Source organism: Pseudoalteromonas sp. DL2-H2.2 (genome assembly GCF_021532535.1).
Taxonomy (GTDB): Bacteria; Pseudomonadota; Gammaproteobacteria; order Enterobacterales; family Alteromonadaceae; genus Pseudoalteromonas; species Pseudoalteromonas rubra_A.
Genome location: NZ_JAKGBD010000005.1, coordinates 25,205 through 44,182 on the forward strand (window position 1 = coordinate 25,205; position 18,978 = coordinate 44,182).

6 protein-coding genes are annotated in these 18,978 nt (G+C 56.2%); 2 read left to right on the forward strand and 4 right to left on the reverse strand.

Features of this window, described 5'->3' with window-relative positions:
* The first annotated feature begins 22 nt into the window (after positions 1-22).
* The gene (locus tag L1285_RS10050) at positions 23-13,138 is read left to right on the forward strand and encodes a non-ribosomal peptide synthetase (protein WP_235412224.1); all 13,116 of its coding nucleotides are present in this window, start codon (positions 23-25) and stop codon (positions 13,136-13,138) included.
* Between the two features lie 137 nt (positions 13,139-13,275).
* On the opposite strand, the gene L1285_RS10055 is transcribed toward L1285_RS10050, so the two are convergent.
* A complete protein-coding gene (locus tag L1285_RS10055; protein WP_235412225.1) occupies positions 13,276-14,508 on the reverse strand; it encodes a lysine N(6)-hydroxylase/L-ornithine N(5)-oxygenase family protein in 1,233 nt (410 codons plus the stop codon).
* A 268-nt stretch (positions 14,509-14,776) separates the two neighbouring features.
* Between L1285_RS10055 and dapE the strand changes: the two genes are divergently transcribed.
* Positions 14,777-16,000, forward strand: coding sequence for a succinyl-diaminopimelate desuccinylase (dapE, locus tag L1285_RS10060; RefSeq protein ID WP_235412226.1), 1,224 nt, complete (start codon positions 14,777-14,779; stop codon positions 15,998-16,000).
* Positions 16,001-16,025: 25 nt separating this feature from the next.
* On the opposite strand, the gene L1285_RS10065 is transcribed toward dapE, so the two are convergent.
* Genes L1285_RS10065 through L1285_RS10075 form a run of 3 tightly spaced genes read right to left on the reverse strand, consistent with a single transcriptional unit; the run spans position 16,026 to position 18,968 of the window.
* Complete coding sequence (locus L1285_RS10065; RefSeq protein ID WP_235412227.1) at positions 16,026-16,790, reverse strand: SDR family oxidoreductase; 765 nt, start codon at positions 16,788-16,790, stop codon at positions 16,026-16,028.
* Positions 16,780-18,102 carry a condensation domain-containing protein gene (locus L1285_RS10070; protein WP_235412228.1) on the reverse strand — a complete coding sequence of 441 codons (1,323 nt, stop codon included), beginning with the start codon at positions 18,100-18,102 and terminating at the stop codon, positions 16,780-16,782. The genes L1285_RS10065 and L1285_RS10070 overlap by 11 nt, the downstream gene beginning before the upstream one ends.
* Complete coding sequence (locus tag L1285_RS10075) at positions 18,102-18,968, reverse strand: isochorismatase family protein (RefSeq protein WP_125782711.1); 867 nt, start codon at positions 18,966-18,968, stop codon at positions 18,102-18,104. The genes L1285_RS10070 and L1285_RS10075 overlap by 1 nt, the downstream gene beginning before the upstream one ends.
* Between the last annotated feature and the right edge of the window lie 10 nt (positions 18,969-18,978).

Here is an 18,978-nt window from a genome sequence, read left to right on the forward strand (position 1 = left end):
AGCTGACTGCAGTGGAGCCAGAATGTCACAGCAAAGACGTACCAGAAGAAATCGCGCCATTTCGTCCCTCTCTAGTGAAGATCAACAACGCCTGCAGGCCCGTATTGCAGAGGCCTCGGAAACGACCGGCCAGCTGACGGTGAGCGTGGCCCCCGGTGAACAGGTGCCACTGACTGCCGCGCAGCAGATTTTATGGTATGCCTGGAAAATGGACCCGGCTGATGCGTCTTATAACCTGGCTGGTGCCTTGCATTTTGATGGCCAGTTGCAGCCATTGCGGGTTAAGCAGGCATTCGAAGTGCTGCTGGCGAAACACTCTGGTTTACGTATTCGATTTGTTGAAGCCGCTGAGCAGGTCTATCAGATTGATGGTCAATATCAGCAACTGGACGTGACTGAACTGACGGTGCACGATGAACAGCCGGACGACCCGATCCGTGCCTTTGTGGAGCAGCCGTTCGATTTGTGCCAGGCGCCTTTACTGCGCATTGCGATTGCCACCCGGGGGACGCAGACCAGCCTGATCGTGACTATGCATCACATCATTACCGATGGTACCTCGATGCAGCAACTGCTGGATGAGTTTGTTGCATTGTATGGTGCACAAGGCACGGTCGATCGGACGCCGGTGCCAGGCTTTTTAGAATTTGCCAAATGGGAACAACAGCAGGAGCGCTCCGAATTATTTGCCACACAACTGGCAAACTGGTTACCACATTTAGTGGAGACCGATGACACCCTCAGGCTGCCGGCCCGCGACCACCAGCGCCATGACCTGAATTATCAGGTTGGCTTTGAAACCCGGCCGGTGCCAGGGGCACTGTGGCAAAGGATCAGCGCGCTGGCAACGCAATATCAAATTACTCCGTATCTGATTTTACTAACAGCATGGCAAACCCTACTGGCCCGGCTCAGTGGTGGGCAGCATATTCGGGTCGGTGTACCTATAGCTAATCGTCACCGCAGCGAAACGCAAAACGTGGTGGGCTATTTTGTTAATACTCAGGTGATGCCAATCGAGGTGGATGACAGCGACAGCTTCCAACAACTCCTGACAAAGAATACGGCAATGAGCCGGGTGGCACAGAGTAACCAGGATTTACCGATCGACAAGCTGATTGAAGCGATAAAGCCCGCGCGACAGCGTGGTGTACATCCGGTTTTCCAGGTGATGTTTAATTACCTGCGCCGTGATAAGCGTAACTTTAGCCAGCTTGAGTCACTGAGTCTGTCTGGCACGCAAATGTACCGCTTTGGTATGCCGTTTGATTTGCAACTGGATGTGATTGAAGACATTACCGATGGCACCAGCCTGAACCTGGTGTTTGCCAGTGAGTTGTATGATGCGGATTTTGCGGTGCAATGTCTGACACAACTAGTCTCTTTGCTGGATACCTGCCTGAGTGACCCAGATCAGCCTGTCAATAATGTCTCCTTGCTGCAAAGCGCACAAACTCAGGCCTTGCTGGATACCGGCACGGGCACCCCGGCGTTTGACTACCAGCGTCCAATCACCACATTGATCAGTGAACAAAGTGCGCGTACGCCCGAGGCGGTGGCGCTACGCTTTGCCCAGCAAAGCATGACTTACGCTGAGCTGGAGCAGGCCTCTAATCAACTGGCCCATTGCCTGAATGCCCGTGGCATTGGGGCAGAAGACAAAGTCGCGCTGGTGTTCGAGCGCAGCCTGGAAATGGTGATAAGCATTCTGGCGGTGGTGAAGGCCGGTGCAGCTTACGTACCATTAGAGCCGTCGCTGCCCTTGGATCGTATCGCTTATATCGCCAGCAACAGTGGCCTATCGTTGTTCTTAGGCGATGACTCTCTGGCGCGTCTGGACAGCCTGAGCGATTTGGCAGAGCGTGTCACCTATCAAAGTTTATCACTGACAGACTATCCCATGCAGTTACCTGCGCACGACATCCCGGCAACCCAGCTGGCCTATGTGATTTACACCTCAGGGTCGACCGGCAAGCCCAAAGGCGTGGGGAACCAGCACAGCGCGATATACAACCGTATCGCCTGGCAGCAGTCGGCCTATCCGATAGGTGCCGACGACAAAGTGCTGCAGAAGACCCCCTTCGGGTTTGACGTGTCGGTGTGGGAGTTCTTCTGGCCATTAATGTATGGCGCTGAGCTGGTGATTGCCCAGCCGGGGGCCCATAAAGACAGCACTCAGCTGCTCGACACCATCAATCACTTTGGCGTCACCACTTTGCACTTTGTACCCTCGATGCTGCAGGCGTTTATTGGTCATGAGTCGGTGCATACCGCAACCAGCATTCGCCGAATTCTGTGTAGTGGTGAAGCCCTGCCCAGTGAAGTGCAGGCGCAGGCGCTGAGCAAATTGCCACTGGCCAAGCTGTATAACTTATATGGTCCGACCGAAGCGGCGGTGGATGTCAGTCACTTTACCTGTCATGGCGACCCGGCATTACCGGTGCCGATTGGTGCGCCGATTGCGGGGATCCGTTTGTATGTACTCGACCGGGCACTGAACCTGTGTCCGCCAGGGGTAGCCGGTGAGCTTTATATTGCCGGTACGGGTCTGGCACGGGGGTATGTTAACCGTGCCGACCTGAGCGCCGAGCGCTTTGTGGCTGACCCATTTATGAATGATGGCAGCCGCATGTATCGCAGTGGCGACTTAGTGTGCTGGAACAGCGAAGGCCAGCTGGATTATCTCGGCCGGACCGACCATCAGGTGAAAATTCGCGGCTTCCGCATTGAGCTGGGCGAAATTGAGGCCGCCTTGTACGCCATTAGTGGTGTTCGGGAAGCGGTCATAGTGGCCGACCGTGATGGCGCGACGCAGCGTCTGGTAGGCTATGTATCGGGCGAAGCGGACGTTGAACTGGCGGTCGACGCGCTCAAAGCAGAACTGGCGGCCCAACTGCCAGAGTATATGGTGCCGGCTGTGATCATGGTGCTGGAAACGTTACCGCTGAACAGCAATGGCAAAATCGATCGTAAGGCACTGCCAAAACCCAGTCATGAATCCAGCGTGGCGTACGAAGCGCCGCAGGGTGAGCGTGAACTGGCACTGGCACAGGTATGGCAAAAAGTGCTGGGTCAGGAGCAGATAGGACGGCTGGACAACTTCTTTGAACTCGGGGGCGATTCTATTCTGAGTCTGCAAATCGTCAGCGGTTTGCGCGAGCACGGCCTGGTGGTGACCCCGAAACAAATATTTGAACTGCACAGCATTGCCCGCCTGGCTCCGGCATTGACTGAACTGCCTGCCAGCCAGCGGATTGCGCAGCAAGTCAGTGGTGAGGTAACACTGTTACCCATTCAGCAGCAGTTCTTGGCGACCAGTCTGAGCGACAAAAATCATTATAATCAGGCGCTGCTACTGACGCTGGCCGCTCCGCTGAATGGCGCGGCACTACAGCAGGTCTGGTCAGCCCTGGTTGCACATCATGATGCATTACGCCTGTGCTTTAGCCAAAACGAGGCAGGGCAGTGGCAGCAGCGCTACCTGCCTTTTGACGCCGAGCGTGCCGTGGCCAGTGTCTGGGAGCGCAACGTCGCAAGTGCTGAGATCACGTCGGTGGCTGAGCAGGCGCAGCGCAGCCTGAATATTCACAGTGGCGAATTGGCGCGAGTGGTCCACATGACGCTTGAGGATGGCACTGCCAGGCTGCTACTGGTGATCCACCATCTGGCGGTCGATGGGGTTTCCTGGCGAGTGTTGCTGGATGACCTGGCGCGCGGTTATGCACAAGCGCAGCAACAGCAGGCTTGCGAGTTTGCCAGCAAGAGTCACAGTTATCAGTACTGGGCCGAGCAGGTAGCGGATTACGCCAGCCTGAATTCGCAGGAACTGGCATTCTGGACACAACAACAGTCATCAGCGCTGACTATTCCGGGGTTAAACCCAGCGGGAAGCCGACGTCTGGCGGACAGTGCCGAAGTGCGTGTGACGCTGGAGCAGTCCACCACTGAGCGTCTGCTGCAACAGGCAGGAAAGCCTTATCGCACTGTGGTCAATGAGCTGCTGTTAAGTGCGCTGAGTGAAGCCGTCTACCAGTGGACGGGTCAGCAGGAGGCCGTGATCAACCTCGAAGGCCATGGCCGCGAACCCTGGGATGCACACACCGATCTCAGCCGCAGTGTTGGCTGGTTTACTACCTTATATCCGGTTCATCTGACACGTTTAAATGCGCTGTCAGAGACCATTAAGCATACCAAAGAGCACCTCAGAAGTGTGCCGAATAAAGGCATCGGGTATGGTGCTTTGAAATACTTTGGTGAGTCGCAAGCACAGGCGACGTTAGCTGCTCAGCCTCTGGGTCAGATAGAATTTAACTACCTGGGTCAGCTCGACAACACGCTCAACCAGGGCGATGCGCCCTGGCGTCTGGCCAGTGAGCACAGTGGCGCGTCATTCAGCCCGGATTATGAACCACACAGTGAGTTGAGCATCAATGGCCAGGTCAGTGACGGGGCCTTGCAGCTGACTATCAGCTATGGCCGTGAGCGTATTGGTGAAGCCGATATGCAAGCCTTTGCAGCGCATCTGCATGAGGCACTGACACAGCTGGTTGCGCACTGTTGCGACACTCATGGCTGTCTGACGCCCAGTGATGTACCGCTGAGCGGGCTGGACCAGCAACAGCTGGATCAGCTGCCTCTCGACACCGCTGAGCTCAGCGATTTATACCCCTTGTCACCGATGCAGCAAGGTATGCTATTCCACAGTCTGGTGGAAGAAGGCGAGGCCTATGTCAATCAAACCAGTTTAGAGATCAAGAGATTAGACGTCGCACGTTTTAAAGCCGCCTGGCTGAATGCAATCGCCCGTCATGATGCCTTACGCAGTGGCTTTGTGAGTCTGGACCCCCGACCACTGCAATTTGTACGCAAAACCGTGCAGCCGATATGGGAAACTCTGGACTGGCAGCACCTCGATAGCGCGCAGCAGCAACGTCAGCTGGCCGAACTGAGCGTATCGCACCGCCAGCAGGGCTTTGCGATGGATGCCGAGAGCGGATTGCAGCGCTTTACACTGATACAGCTGGCACCACAGCGCCACGCCTTTGTCTGGACGATTCATCATATCTTAACCGATGGCTGGAGTTGTGCCGCCCTGATGGGCGAAGTGCTGCGTATGTACGATGGCGAGACACTGGCAGAGCCGCAGGCTCAGTATGGCGATTATATTGCTTACCTTGAACAACAGGACGTGGTGGCAAACCTGGCTTACTGGCAAACGCAGACTGGCATGCTGGAAGAGCCCTGCTACCTCAGCGGGGCGTTTAAGGCCCCACAAAGCGGCGCACATGCGGCTTTGGATGTGCAGCTGGATGAAGCGCAAAATACCGCGCTGAATGCTTTTGCGCGACAGCACCACCTGACTGCGAATACCCTGATGCAGGGCGCCTGGGCGCTCTTGCTGAGCCGTTATCTGGGCCGTGAAGCGGTGTGTTTTGGTGCCACAACTTCGGGTCGTCCAACCGAGCTGGCGGGCCATGAAAGCATTCAGGGGATGTTTATTAATACCATGCCCGTGGTAGTTGAAGTAGCGCCTGAAGTGACCCTGGCGCAGTGGTTACAAACCTTGCAGGGGACCAACCTGGCCGGGCGAGAGCATGAGTTTACGCCGCTGTATGAGATCCAGAAGCAGGCGAAGCACCTGACCCTGGATCAGCATGGGCTGTTCGATACTTTATTAGTCTTTGAAAATTATCCAATCACGACGGCATTGCCGCAGGACGAGCAGGCAACTGAATTTACGGTGCGTGATGCCCGTGAAGAGACCAATTTCCCGCTCACCATCAGCTTTATCCAGGAGCAAACCCTGAAGTTGCACTTCAGCTATCAGGGCAGCGTGCTGGCCGAAGCGGATATCCGAGCGCTGGCGACTCAGTTTAAAACCCTGCTGTTGACTATGGTGGACGCTGCACAGACTCCGCTAGCGGCGCTGTTACAGTTGCAGGACACGTCGCAGTGTAGCACCTTACTGGATACTGGCACGGGCACCCCGGCGTTTGACTACCAGCGCCCGATCACGACGCTGATCAGCGAGCAAAGTGCGCGCACGCCCGATGCGGTGGCGCTACGCTTTGCCCAGCAGAGCATGACTTACGCTGAGCTGGAGCAGGCCTCGAACCAACTGGCCCACTGCCTGAATGCCCGGGGCATTGGGGCAGAAGACAAAGTCGCGCTGGTGTTCGAGCGCAGCCTGGAAATGGTGATAAGCATTCTGGCGGTGGTGAAGGCCGGTGCAGTTTACGTACCATTAGAGCCGTCACTGCCCTTGGATCGTATCGCTTATATCGCCAGCAACAGTGGCCTATCGTTGTTCTTAGGCGATGACTCTTTGGCGCGTTTGGACAGCCTGAGCGATTTGGCTGAGCGCGTCACGTATCAAAGTTTGTCATTGGCAGACTATCCCATGCAGTTACCTGCGCACGACATCCCGGCAACCCAGCTGGCCTATGTGATTTACACCTCTGGTTCGACTGGCAAGCCCAAAGGCGTGGGGAACCAGCACAGCGCGATATACAACCGTATCGCCTGGCAGCAGTCGGCTTATCCGATTGGTGCAGACGACAAAGTGCTGCAGAAGACCCCTTTCGGGTTTGATGTGTCGGTGTGGGAGTTCTTCTGGCCATTAATGTACGGTGCGGAGCTGGTGATTGCCCAGCCGGGGGCCCATAAAGACAGCACTCAGCTGCTCGACACCATCAATCACTTTGGCGTTACCACCTTGCACTTCGTCCCCTCAATGCTGCAGGCGTTTATTGGTCATGAGTCGGTGCATACCGCAACCAGCATTCGCCGTATTTTATGTAGTGGTGAAGCCCTGCCCAGTGAAGTGCAGGCGCAGGCGCTGAGCAAATTGCCACAGGCTAAGCTGTATAACTTATATGGTCCGACCGAAGCGGCGGTGGATGTCAGTCACTTTACCTGTCATGGCGACCCGGCATTACCGGTGCCCATTGGTGCGCCGATTGCGGGGACCCGTTTGTATGTACTCGACCGGGCACTGAACCTGTGTCCGCCGGGTGTGGCCGGAGAGCTTTATATTGCCGGTACGGGTCTGGCAAGGGGGTATGTTAACCGTGCCGACCTGAGCGCCGAGCGCTTTGTGGCCGACCCCTTTATGAATGATGGCAGCCGCATGTATCGCAGTGGCGACTTAGTGTGCTGGAACAGCGAAGGCCAGCTGGATTATCTCGGTCGGACCGACCATCAGGTGAAAATTCGTGGCTTCCGAATTGAGCTGGGCGAAATTGAGGCCGCCTTGTACGCCATAGATGGTGTCCGGGAAGCGGTCATTGTGGCCGACCGCGATGGCGCGACGCAGCGTCTGGTAGGCTATGTGTCGGGCGAAGCGGACGTCGAACTGGCTGTCGACGCGCTAAAAGCAGAACTGGCAGCCCAACTGCCAGAATATATGGTGCCGGCTGTGATCATGGTGCTGGATACGTTACCGCTGAACAGCAATGGCAAAATCGACCGAAAAGCGCTGCCAAAACCAGAGCTGAACAGCACCGTTCAATATGTTGCGCCGCAGGGCAAGGCCGAGCAATTGCTGGCTGAAAGCTGGCAAAGTGTGCTGGGTGTTGCTCAGGTTGGCCGGGATGATAACTTCTTCGCGCTGGGTGGCGACTCCATTTTGAGTTTACAGATCATTGCCCGACTGCGTCAGGGCGGGTTCGTAGTGACGGCAAAACAGCTGTTTGAGTTGCAAACGGTGGCCAGACTGGCGCCAATGATGACGGAGCACGCTGCGGATGCTTTACCACAGCAGAATGTCAGTGGTCAGGTGGCACTGCTGCCAATTCAGCAGGCCTTTTTTGAGCGCAGCATGACGCATTACCAGCACTGGAACCAGGCGGTGATGCTGGAGCTGGCGACGCCGCTGACTGCCGAGCAGCTGACACAACAGGTGACTGCATTGCTGACCCAGCACGACGCGCTGAGACTGCGTTTTGTTCGTGATGCAGCTGGACAATGGCAACAAAGTTATCGCGATGTCAGTGCCGAGATGGCGGCGCAAAGCATCTGGTATCAGCGTGCCTCAATCAGTGAGCTGAGTGACATTGCCGAGCAGGCGCAGCGCAGTCTGGATCTGGAAAATGGCCCGCTGCTACGCGTGGTACATGTGAGTCTTGACGACGGCACTGCGCGCTTATTACTGGTGATCCACCACCTGGCGGTCGATGGGGTTTCCTGGCGCATCTTGCTGGAAGATTTGACCACCTTGTGGCAATCGGAACAGGCACAGCTGGGGGCAAAAAGTCACAGCTATCAGTTCTGGGCACAGCAGATCCAAAGCTATGCCTCGGCGCATCCGGCTGAATATACCTACTGGCAGGAAATGGCGACGCCGCAGACCCGTTTCCCCGAGCTGAACCCGGCGGGCAGTCGCCAGTATCAGGCCGCGGATATTGCTACCCTGACACTCGATACGGCAACGACTACGGCACTGCTAACCCAGGCGGGGCAGACTTACCGCACTCAGGTCAATGACCTGTTACTCAGTGCACTGAGCGAGGCCTTATTCCGTTGGACCGCGCAATCTGAGCATCAGATCAACCTGGAAGGACATGGCCGTGAGCCATTGAATGATGAGGTCGACCTGAGTCGCACTGTGGGCTGGTTTACCAGCCTGTTCCCGGTGTTGTTGACGCGTCTTCCCGAGTTGTCCGACACCATAAAGTACAACAAAGAGCAGTTGCGCGGCATCCCGAACAAAGGCATAGGTTATGGTGCTTTCCGTTACTACGGCAGTGCCTCGCAGCGCAGCGAACTGGCGGCTCAGACGCCCGCTGAAATCGAGTTTAATTATCTCGGCCAGCTCGACAACGTGGCCAGCAAAGAAGCCGGCTGGCGACCTGCTACTGAGTCCACCGGCACGGCCTGGGATCCGAACTATGAAATGGACACAGAGCTGTCGATCACCGCGCAAGTCACTGAAGGTCAGCTACAGGTACTGGTTCGCTACGCGCCACAACGCCTGCCTGCACAGCAGGTGGAGATCTTCACCGCGCATCTGCAAGGTGCTCTGGAAGAAGTGGTGGCCCAGTGCGCAGTGGCTGAGGCGACCTTTACGCCATCCGATCTGCCACTTAGCGGGCTGAGCCAGGCACAAATCGACAACCTGCCGCTGGCACTCGAGCACGTCAGTACGTTATATCCTTTGTCGCCGATGCAGCAGGGCATGCTGTTCCAGAGCCTCTATCAGGGGGGCGAAACCTATGTTAACCAAAGCTGCTTTATGGTTACGGGTCTGGATGTGGCCCGCTTTAAAGCCGCCTGGCAGCAGGTGGTGGATCGCCACGACGCGCTGCGTACCGGGTTTGTCGATGTCGACGGTATCTCGTTACAGTATGTCGCTCAGTCAGCCGAGCTTGACTGGCTGGTGCTGGACTGGCGTGACCGGGCGGTCTCTGAGGCGGCACTGAAAGCGTTTGCCAGACAAGAGTCACGTCGCGGCTTTGATCTGCAAGGCGAACCGGGCCTGAGCAGAATGCGCATTATCGAGCTGTCAGACGGTCGTCATGCTTTGGTCTGGACCATGCACCATATTCTCACCGATGGCTGGAGCCGTGCCGCCATGCTGGGTGAAGTGCTGATGGCCTACGAAGGGCAAACTTTAGCGCCGGTGACTGGCCAGTATGGCGATTATATCGCTTACCTGGCGCAACTGGATGAGGCGCAAAATCGCGCTTTCTGGCAGCAACAACTGGCGCTACTGGAGGAACCCAGTTACCTGAGCGGCACCCTGAACAAGCCTCAGAGCGGCCAGTTTGGTGGCTTTGATGTGCACCTGTCGGACGCTGAATTTGCCCAGCTGGTGGCTTTTTGTCAGGACCATCGCATTACCCAGAATACCCTGGTGCAGGGCGCCTGGGCGCTGCTGCTGAGCCGTTATTTGGGTCGCGATACGGTGTGCTTCGGTGCCACAACCTCGGGTCGTCCAAACGATTTGGCCGGTCATGACGCCATCCAGGGCATGTTTATCAATACCGTGCCTATGGTTGCATGCGTCGATCCGGCTCAGTCGCTGAACGACTGGCTTCAGGCACAGCAAAGCACGGCGCTGGCAGTGCGTGAGCATGAGTTTACGCCGCTGTACGACATTCAGAAGCTGGCAGCACAGTCACTGGAACTCAGCCGCGAGGGCTTATTCGATACCCTGTTGGTATTCGAAAACTACCCCATTGATGAAGCGATGTTACAACAGGAGTCTCGTCAGACCCGTTTTGAAGTCTTGGAAGATCGCGAAGAAACCAACTTCCCGCTGACCATCAGCTTTATTCAGGAAGAGACGCTAAGATTGCACTTCAGCTATCAGGGAAGTGAGCTGGCCGAAGCCGATGTAAAAGCACTGGCCGCGCAGTATAAAACGCTGATCCTGGCTATGTTGCAGACACCGCAGGCGCGTTTGTCTGAGTTTTCACTGGTCAGCGAGACACAGCAGCAGGCCTTGCAGGGGCTGGGCTTTGGTGAGTCTATCACGCCGCTGCATTCGGGCGCGGTGGAGCCAATTTATTTGCCGGGTGGTGCAGTACCACAGCTCGGTGCGACGCAATATCAGGATGTGGTGTCAACAATCAACCGCCTGGCGGAGCTGACACCAGATGCCGAGGCGGTGATCTGCGATGGACGCAGCTACAGCTACAAAGTGCTGGCCGACAAGTCCAGTCAGCTGGCCCATTACCTGCGCGAACAGGGTGTGAAGCCTGAGCAGCGCGTCGGTGTGGCACTGGCGCGAGGGATTGATTTACCGCTGGCATTTCTGGCCATTCTCAAGGCCGGCGCTGTGTATGTGCCGATGGATCTCAGTTATCCGCCCGAACGTCTGGCCTACATGATCAAGGACAGTCAGATGGCCCATATCCTGACCAGCGACAACAGCCTGGATGACATTGCCGGTTCAGCCACGTTACACCCTTTTGCCAACATTGAACTGAGCGAACAATGGCAGCAGCCAGCCGTGTGTCCGGCGCAGGGCGCGTATCTGATCTACACTTCGGGCTCGACGGGTAATCCTAAAGGCGTGCTGGTCAGCCGGGCGTCTATTGCGGCGCATTGCCGCGGCATTGGTCGCCGCTATGAAATGCGCCCCAGTGATCGCGAGCTGATCTTTATGTCGTTCTGTTTCGACGGTGCACATGAGCGCTGGCTGACGGTGCTGACCCATGGCGCGGCTGTGGTGATCCGCCCTGAGCGCCAGTGGGACTTACACGAAACCTATCAGAACCTGCATCAGCAGCGGGTGTCTATAGCTGTCTTCCCGCCGGTATTCCTGCGTGAGCTGGCAGCCCATGTCGAGCAGGTCGGCAACCCGCCGTCGGTCCGGGTCTACTGTTTTGGTGGCGATGCGATGCCACAGGCCACCTTTGAGCTGGCCCAGCGGGTATTAAAACCTGACTTCTTTATCAATGGTTACGGTCCGACCGAAACTGTGGTCACGCCACTGACCTGGAAAGCCCTGCCGGGCAGCGAGTTTGATGCGGTGTATGCCCCAATCGGCGAGCTGGTTGGCCAGCGTCAGGCCTGGCTGCTCGACAGTCACCTCAATCTGGTGTTGCCGGGACAGGTGGGCGAGCTATATCTGGCCGAAGAGATTGGTCTGGCACGGGGCTATCTGAACCGTCCGGACTTGACCGCCGAGCGCTTCGTCGCTAACCCATTTGCCAATGATGGCAGTCGCTTATATCGCACCGGCGACCTGGTGCGCTGGAACGAGCAGGGGCTGATGGAATACCTGGGCCGGACCGATCATCAGGTGAAAATTCGCGGTTTCAGAATTGAGCTGGGCGAAATCGAAACCCTGCTGCGCAAGCGCCCTGAAGTACGTCAGGCCGTGGTCGTCGCGGATGACACCCCCAGTGGTAAGCGTCTGGTGGCCTATGTCAGTGGCCATCAGGGCGAGCTGCCCGATGAAGGCGCACTCAAAGCCATGCTGACAGCCAGTCTGCCGGACTACATGGTGCCTGCGGTGATCATGGCACTGGGCGATTTGCCGCTGAACAGCAATGGCAAAATTGACCGCAAGGCCCTGCCGAAGGCCGAACTACAAAGTGAAGTCAGTTATGTCGCGCCACATAACCACACTGAAGCCCTGATGGCCGAGATCTGGCAAACGGTGCTGGGCGTGGCGCAGGTCGGGCGCCGGGATAATTTCTTTGCGCTGGGCGGCGACTCCATCTCCGGGCTGAAAGTGATCAGCCTGTGGCAGCAGCGCAGTGAGCAGCCGCTGGCACTCAAGCAACTGTGGCAGGCGAGTGATTTGGCGGCGCTGGTCGCGACTATGCAAAACGCCAATAACTCCGTATTGCAGCCGCTGAACCCGCACACGGACAAAGCCGAGACCTTGTATTGTTTCCATGAAGGCAATGGCCTGACTGCGCCATACCGCCCGCTGGCCGAGCAGCTCACGGGTCAGTTTAATTGCGTCGGGGTGGCGCCGGCGGCGAACCTGTCAGACATTAATGGCCTGACGGCGCTGGCCGAGCATTACGCTGAGGCGCTGATGATGGCGCAGCCGCACGGGACTTTCCATCTGATGGGCTGGTCACTGGGTGGCGCACTGGCAGTACTGGTGGCCCGCACGCTTAAAGCGCAGGGGCGCAACGTGCGTCAGGTGTATCTGGTGGATAGTTGGAACCCGTGTAGCGACTTTGCTGCGACGCAGCTGAATTGGTCCGACTGGGTGCTGGAGTGGATTGGTGGGGCAGCCCAATCGGTCGACGCCGCATTGTATCAGGCGTTTGTGGCAGAGCTCAGCGAGGCGTTACAGCAAGACCTGAAGGATGCAGATACGCTGGCAAGCTGGCTGGTGGCACATCGCACTCGTTTTGCTGAACTGTTCAATGAAGAGCTGCTACTGCTGCCACAGCAGGAGCTTGGCAAACTGCTGTCCGACGGGTTTGAGCTGTATCGACTGGCCCGAATGACGCCAACAGAACATCAGCCGGATTACACTCTGGATGGTGTGACCGAACGGGCGCACGCCTGGTGGTCAACGGATGCCGACCCCGCAGCGACGGCGGCCTATCAAACCATGCTGGGCAGCACAGTGACGGCGACCCACACAGAGGATGATCACCAGCAGATCATCCGCGCCGCAGCGGTTCAGACCGATTTGATAGCCAAACTTACTCAGCGGGATTAACCTCCCGCTACTGCTTAAAAAGCCGCTGCAAAGCGGTTTTTTTATGTGTTTTCAGGGGTAAATAAGCGTTTGGCGTATATGAAGTGGGGATTGGAAAGGAAAAAAACGGGCTCCGAGGGAAGCCCGTAACAGGGAGATCACAGCTCGAGGGCGTCGACAATCTCAGCGGAGCGCACCGCCAGAATAGACAGCAGAGAATCACTGATCCCATGGGTCTGCTCGTTCACACCCTGAGTGAAGATCTTGGGCTTGAACTGCTCGCTGGTCTCCAGTTGATATTGGCGTGTAATGTTTGGTTGTAACCACTCACTCACCTGCTCAAGCAGCGGTGAGCGGCTCGGATACTGGTAGCCTGTGGCCAGCACCAGCTGATCATATTCCACCTGACTGACACCATGAATGTTTTCCAGCTCCAGAACCACTTTGCCCTCGGCATTAATGCGGGCTGCATTGACACTGGTACGGTTGCGGATCGCCAGACGCTCTGTGCCGTTGAGTTTTTGTTGGTACAGGCTGGCGTAAATGTGGTCGATCAGCGGCTCATCGACCACTGAATAGTTGGTGCTGCGGAACTCGTTAAAGTAACGATCTCTTTGCTCCGGCGACTTGCTGAAGACCACGTCGGTAAAGCCGGGATCAAAGATCTCATTAACAAACGGACTGGAATCGGCAGGTTTCATCGCACCGGCACGCATGATCATATCGACCTCAGGCTGCTCGGTCATCGCTGCCAGATCGGCAAAGATCTCGGCACCACTTTGACCGGCACCAATCACTGCAACGCGATCGCCGTCTTGTACTTTGTCCTTGTTATGCAGATACTGTGACGAATGCCAGACGTTCTCGGCGTCCTGTAAGGCATTGAATGGCGCCGGTACTTTGGCCGAGCCACCCACACTGACCACCAGGTGCTTGGTCAGGCGCACACTTTGCTGACCTTCGCTGTCGCGACTGATCACTTTGAGGTGATCAACCTGGCCGTCCAGCAGCACCGGCTCTACGGCGCACACCTGCTCACCAAAATGACAATAGTCGCGGAAGTGGCTGGCGGCCCAGCCCAGGTAATCGTTGAATTCATGTCGTGACGGGTAGAAGGTTTTCAGATTGATAAAGTTGTCGAGACGCTTGTTATGGTGCAGGTAGTTAATAAAGCTGAAGTGACTGGTTGGGTTGCGCAGCGAGACCAGATCTTTTAAAAACGAGATCTGCATCGTGGTGTTGTCCAGCAACATGCCGCCATGCCACAAAAAGTCCTGCTGCTTTTCGATAAAGCAGACTCGATCGCTCAGTTTATTTTGTTCCTGAAGGGCGATGGCCAGAGCCAGGTTGGCGGGACCAAATCCAATCCCAATCACGTCGTATAGTTTCATTGTTTTGCCTTTGATTACCTTAACCACACGCAAAGCTGCGTGAAATAGTGTTTCTTGCCTTTAAGGACGAAGGCTGCGGGCGTTTCTTTAGGGCTGAAGTAGGGGAAATCAGCACAAAGCGCAGTGAAAAAAATCGCATTGATCCAGGGCAAAAATCCGGCAATTAATATGAATTTTTTACCCATCGGCTCGTCTAGCTAATCAACCGGGGCAAAGGTTTTACTTTTGTCCATCATTTCAATAACTAAGAATAAACGGGTAAAGCCATATGCAAGTTGCCGGAACGGCTCTGAAACGCTGTGCGACATTAAGTGAACAGGCCATTGCACTGACTCAAAAATTGGTGCGTTATAAATCCATTACCCCGGACGATGCCGGCAGCTTCTGCTTTTTAGTGCGCAAGTTACAGTCGCTTGGTTTTGACTGCCACGAAGTCACTCGTCAGGGCGTGCGCAACCTGGTGGCTAAACGCGTGTTTGGCCCCGGTGAAACACTGGCTTTTGCCGGACATCTGGATGTGGTGCCGCCGGGCCCGCTGGAGTTGTGGCAAAGCCCGCCCTTTGCCGCCAACATTCAGGATGGCCGCTTGTATGGTCGTGGCGTTGCGGATATGAAAGGCGCAATTGCCTGCTTTATTGCTGCCGTCGAGTCTATTTTGGCGCAGTGTACGCGTGGCAGCCTGATGTTTTTGATCACCTGTGATGAAGAAGGCGAGGCGGAGCACGGTACGGCCGCGCTGATGAGCCATCTCAAGCAGCAGGGGATCGATCATCTGCCGGATTATTGCCTGGTCGGTGAACCATCGAGTCGCAAAACGCTGGGCGATGTACTCAAAATTGGTCGTCGTGGCTCTTTGTCTGCGCACATCCGGGTGTACGGGCGTCAGGGTCATGTGGCTTATCCGCACAACTGCGACAATGCCACCCATCATACCGCGCGTTTATTACAGCGCTTACTGGCGTTGGAATGGGACAAAGGTACGCCGCAGATGCCGGGCACCACATTTCAGGTGACTCAGCTCAACAGCGGCGAGTTTGTAGATAACGTGGTGCCAGGCGCCTGTGATGTCTGCTTTAATTTTCGTTATAGCAGCCGTTTTAACGAAGCGGAGCTGAAGCGCCTGATCGACGACATTCTGCTGGATCTGGACTTGAATTACGACATCGAGTGGCAACGCCCCTGTGCGCCGTATTTTAATCAGGCGGATGAGTTTGTGGCCCTGATCTGTAATGCCATTGAAGCGGTGGTAGGACAGGTGCCGGTACTGACCACAGATGGCGGAACCTCCGACGGGCGCTTTATTGCTTCCAGTCATACTCAGGTAATTGAATTTGGTCTCAGAAACGACAATATCCACCAGGTGAACGAATCGGCCGACGTCCAGGACATTGCCGATCTGGCGCACATCTATCAGTTAGTGATCCAGGCGTTTTGTCTTGACCCGCAACGAATCATGGATGCTCAGGCTGAGCAGCTGGAGGCGTTGACTTAATCGTTCAGGAGCATGGGGCGAGACGTTAAAACGTCGCGCCACCGTCAATGGTCAGTACCTGCATAGTGGTATGGGAAGACAGGCTGGATGCCACAAACACGATACTGTCGGCAATTTCTTCAGCCGTGGCCAGCTTTTGTAATGGGATCCCTAATTTGTATTGGGCCGCAAAGCCATCGATCACCCGCTGGGCGCCCTGATCATCTTGCCACATGCCCGTTTGCATTGGTGTCAGCGTCGAGCCGGGAGCAATGACATTGCAGCGCACACCGAAGTTGGCCAGCTCCAGTCCGGCTGTAAGGGTTAGCTGAGTCACGGCAGCTTTGGAGGCGCAATAGGCTGCCATTTGCTGGCGTGGTGTATTTGCGGCATTGGAGCCTATGGTTACTACCGCGCCTGTGCCTTGTTGTTTAAAGTGGGGCGTGCAGGCACGTAAAAAGGTAAACACGGCCGTGCTGTTGACGTGCTGGCAGTGTTGCCACTGCTCAAGCGTCAGCTGCTCTAAATCGCCCAGCTCCAGTACCCCGGCAACACTGATCAGGTTATACGGGGCAAGGCCTTGGGCGATCAGCGTGTCGAGCTGGTGAGCAAGCTGCTCTGGTGCACCTAAATCGCACTCCACCGCACGATGCAGCACACTGAGGTCGCTAAACTGGCGATCAAAGCCAATCACTTTGGCACCCAGGGCATGAAAACGCTGCGCCGCGGCCAGGCCTATGCCCTGACCAACCCCACTGATCCATACCAGCTTGTCGCGATATTCCTCTTTGAGTCTGGCATCAAACGGCATACTCTGCTCCTGCGCTGAGTGCTTCGATCACCGAAAGGAGTGTGCGGTTTGGTTGTGCCGACCAGCAACGGGCTGCGGCAAAGATCTGCGCCTGCACCTGCTGTTGCTCAGTATCTGTATAGCGCGCGACATTGGCGTCGGTATCCAGTTTCGCCGGCTGGTCCTGCAATAAATGCCATTGCAGCATAATGTCGTCGGTGGCCCCGGCGCTGAGAATGTGCGACTGACACGACACCGCACCATACTTCGGACTGCTTGAGAAGGGCAACAGGTTAACCGTGGGGCCATATACGTGCGGGCTCAGGCCCTGTTTGTTACGTTCGCGCTTGAGTTCTTCTACCCGGAAGGTTTGCAGTGATTTCAGCGCTTTGATCCCCTGATTGATCACCCGGCAGCACTGGCTGAGGGTCATTTCGGCATCCAGCTCCAGCGGCAGCGGCATCACGTTGCTTTGCACACAGGGCGTGCTCAGCTCTACCTGATGCTGGCGGTTCATCATGATCATGCCAAGGGTGACATGGTACTGAGCGGATTTAGCAACCAGCGCGGCGCACACGGCGGCGATCAGCAGCTCGGCATGAGCGGCCTGGCACAAAGTGGCGGCCGACTGAATGGTATGCCAGTCTGCGCGGCTCAAAGTGGCACTTTGGCGGCGGTTCGCCTCGGTGACGTCCGCATCTTTGGCACTAAAGCTCTGTGGTGGCGGCGCGTTTTCCAGCCAGGCGATCAGCGTGGCTTTGGCCACCTGCTGACGGGCCAGATAGGTTTCGCTGCGTTGCCATTCGAGCAACTGGCTTTGTGTACCAAAGCGCAGATTGGGCAATGCCCGGCCTTTTTGTAATGCGTTATAGCTGCGGTTCAGTGCCTGAGTAAACAGACCAAATCCGTAGCCGTCGAGCAGCAAATGGTGGCCGACAATAAACAGCAGATCTTGCTCTGGCGTGCGTACCAGCGTCAGCTTTAGCAAAGCCTCATCGGGCAGTGAAAAACTCTGTGCCATATATGGTGCAACAAAGTCATTGGCAAAAGCCTGAATGTCTTCTGGCTGGGTGTCCTGAGTGTGAATATCGATCTGCGGCACGTCCTTGTTCGGACGCAGCTGAGGCACAAAACTGGCGTCATGGACAAACCGGCTCGCCAGACAGTCGCTGCTTTGCCAAACGTGGGCCAGCGCCTGCTGTAACATGGTTACGGAGATCTGACCCTGAAACTCGATACATTCGGCGACGTTAAATAAGGTACCCCGACCGCTGATGGTGTGCAGCAGCCACATGGCCTGCTGCGAGTCGGTTAATGGCAAAGCGCTGGACATCAGTCCTCCTTACGCTCTTCGAGTAGCTCAACCCAGGCGGCCAGCGTCGGGATCTGGGCCAGTTCAATAAAGTTGGTTTCTATGCCTTGCTGCTGCCACAGGGCAATCAGGTTCATCACCTGAACGGAATCCAGGCCATAATCGATGAGGCTTTCATGCTCATCAAATTCATCCTCCTCACAATCAATCAGTGGCAGGATATGCGCTTTAAGGCCTTCAAGCGTGGTGATGTCCTGCGTTTCTTCGCCCAGGATCTCGGCAACCGTCGCCACTTTACCGCAGCGCCCGGCCACAAAGTTCAGTGCCATCAGGTGCTCATCGCGGCTGAAATCGGCGATTGCATCGGCAATCACAAAGGGCTGAATATCACGCATAAAGGCGTCGACCGCGGTGGTCATCACCCCGATATGGCCATAGATACCAACGATCATCAGCTGATCACGGCCACGTTCACGCAGTTGCTGTTCAAAGTCGCACTTTTGGAAAGCACTGTAGCGCCACTTGGTCAGTACCACGTCCTGCTCGGAGGGGGCCAGCGCATCAACAATCGGTTGCTGGGCCGGGTCTTGCAAGCCCGGGCCCCACATATCGCTCAGCAGCCCGCGTTCATGCTGGCCCTGTTTGATCGGTTGCGCAGTGTAAAAGACCGGAATGCCCTGCTCGTAACAGAACTGTTTAAGGCGCTGAATATGGCTGATCATGGTTTCAATCAGCGGGTTGTTGTCGCCATAGTAGCCAACAAAATAATGCTGCACATCGTGGATCAGTAAGGCGGCACGACTGGCATCAAGTTGCCAGTCAACGCGGTTTTCGGGTAACTCCGCAGCGCGGGGTAACGGGTAATGGGATAGCTTAGGAATACTCATGGTGTTTTTG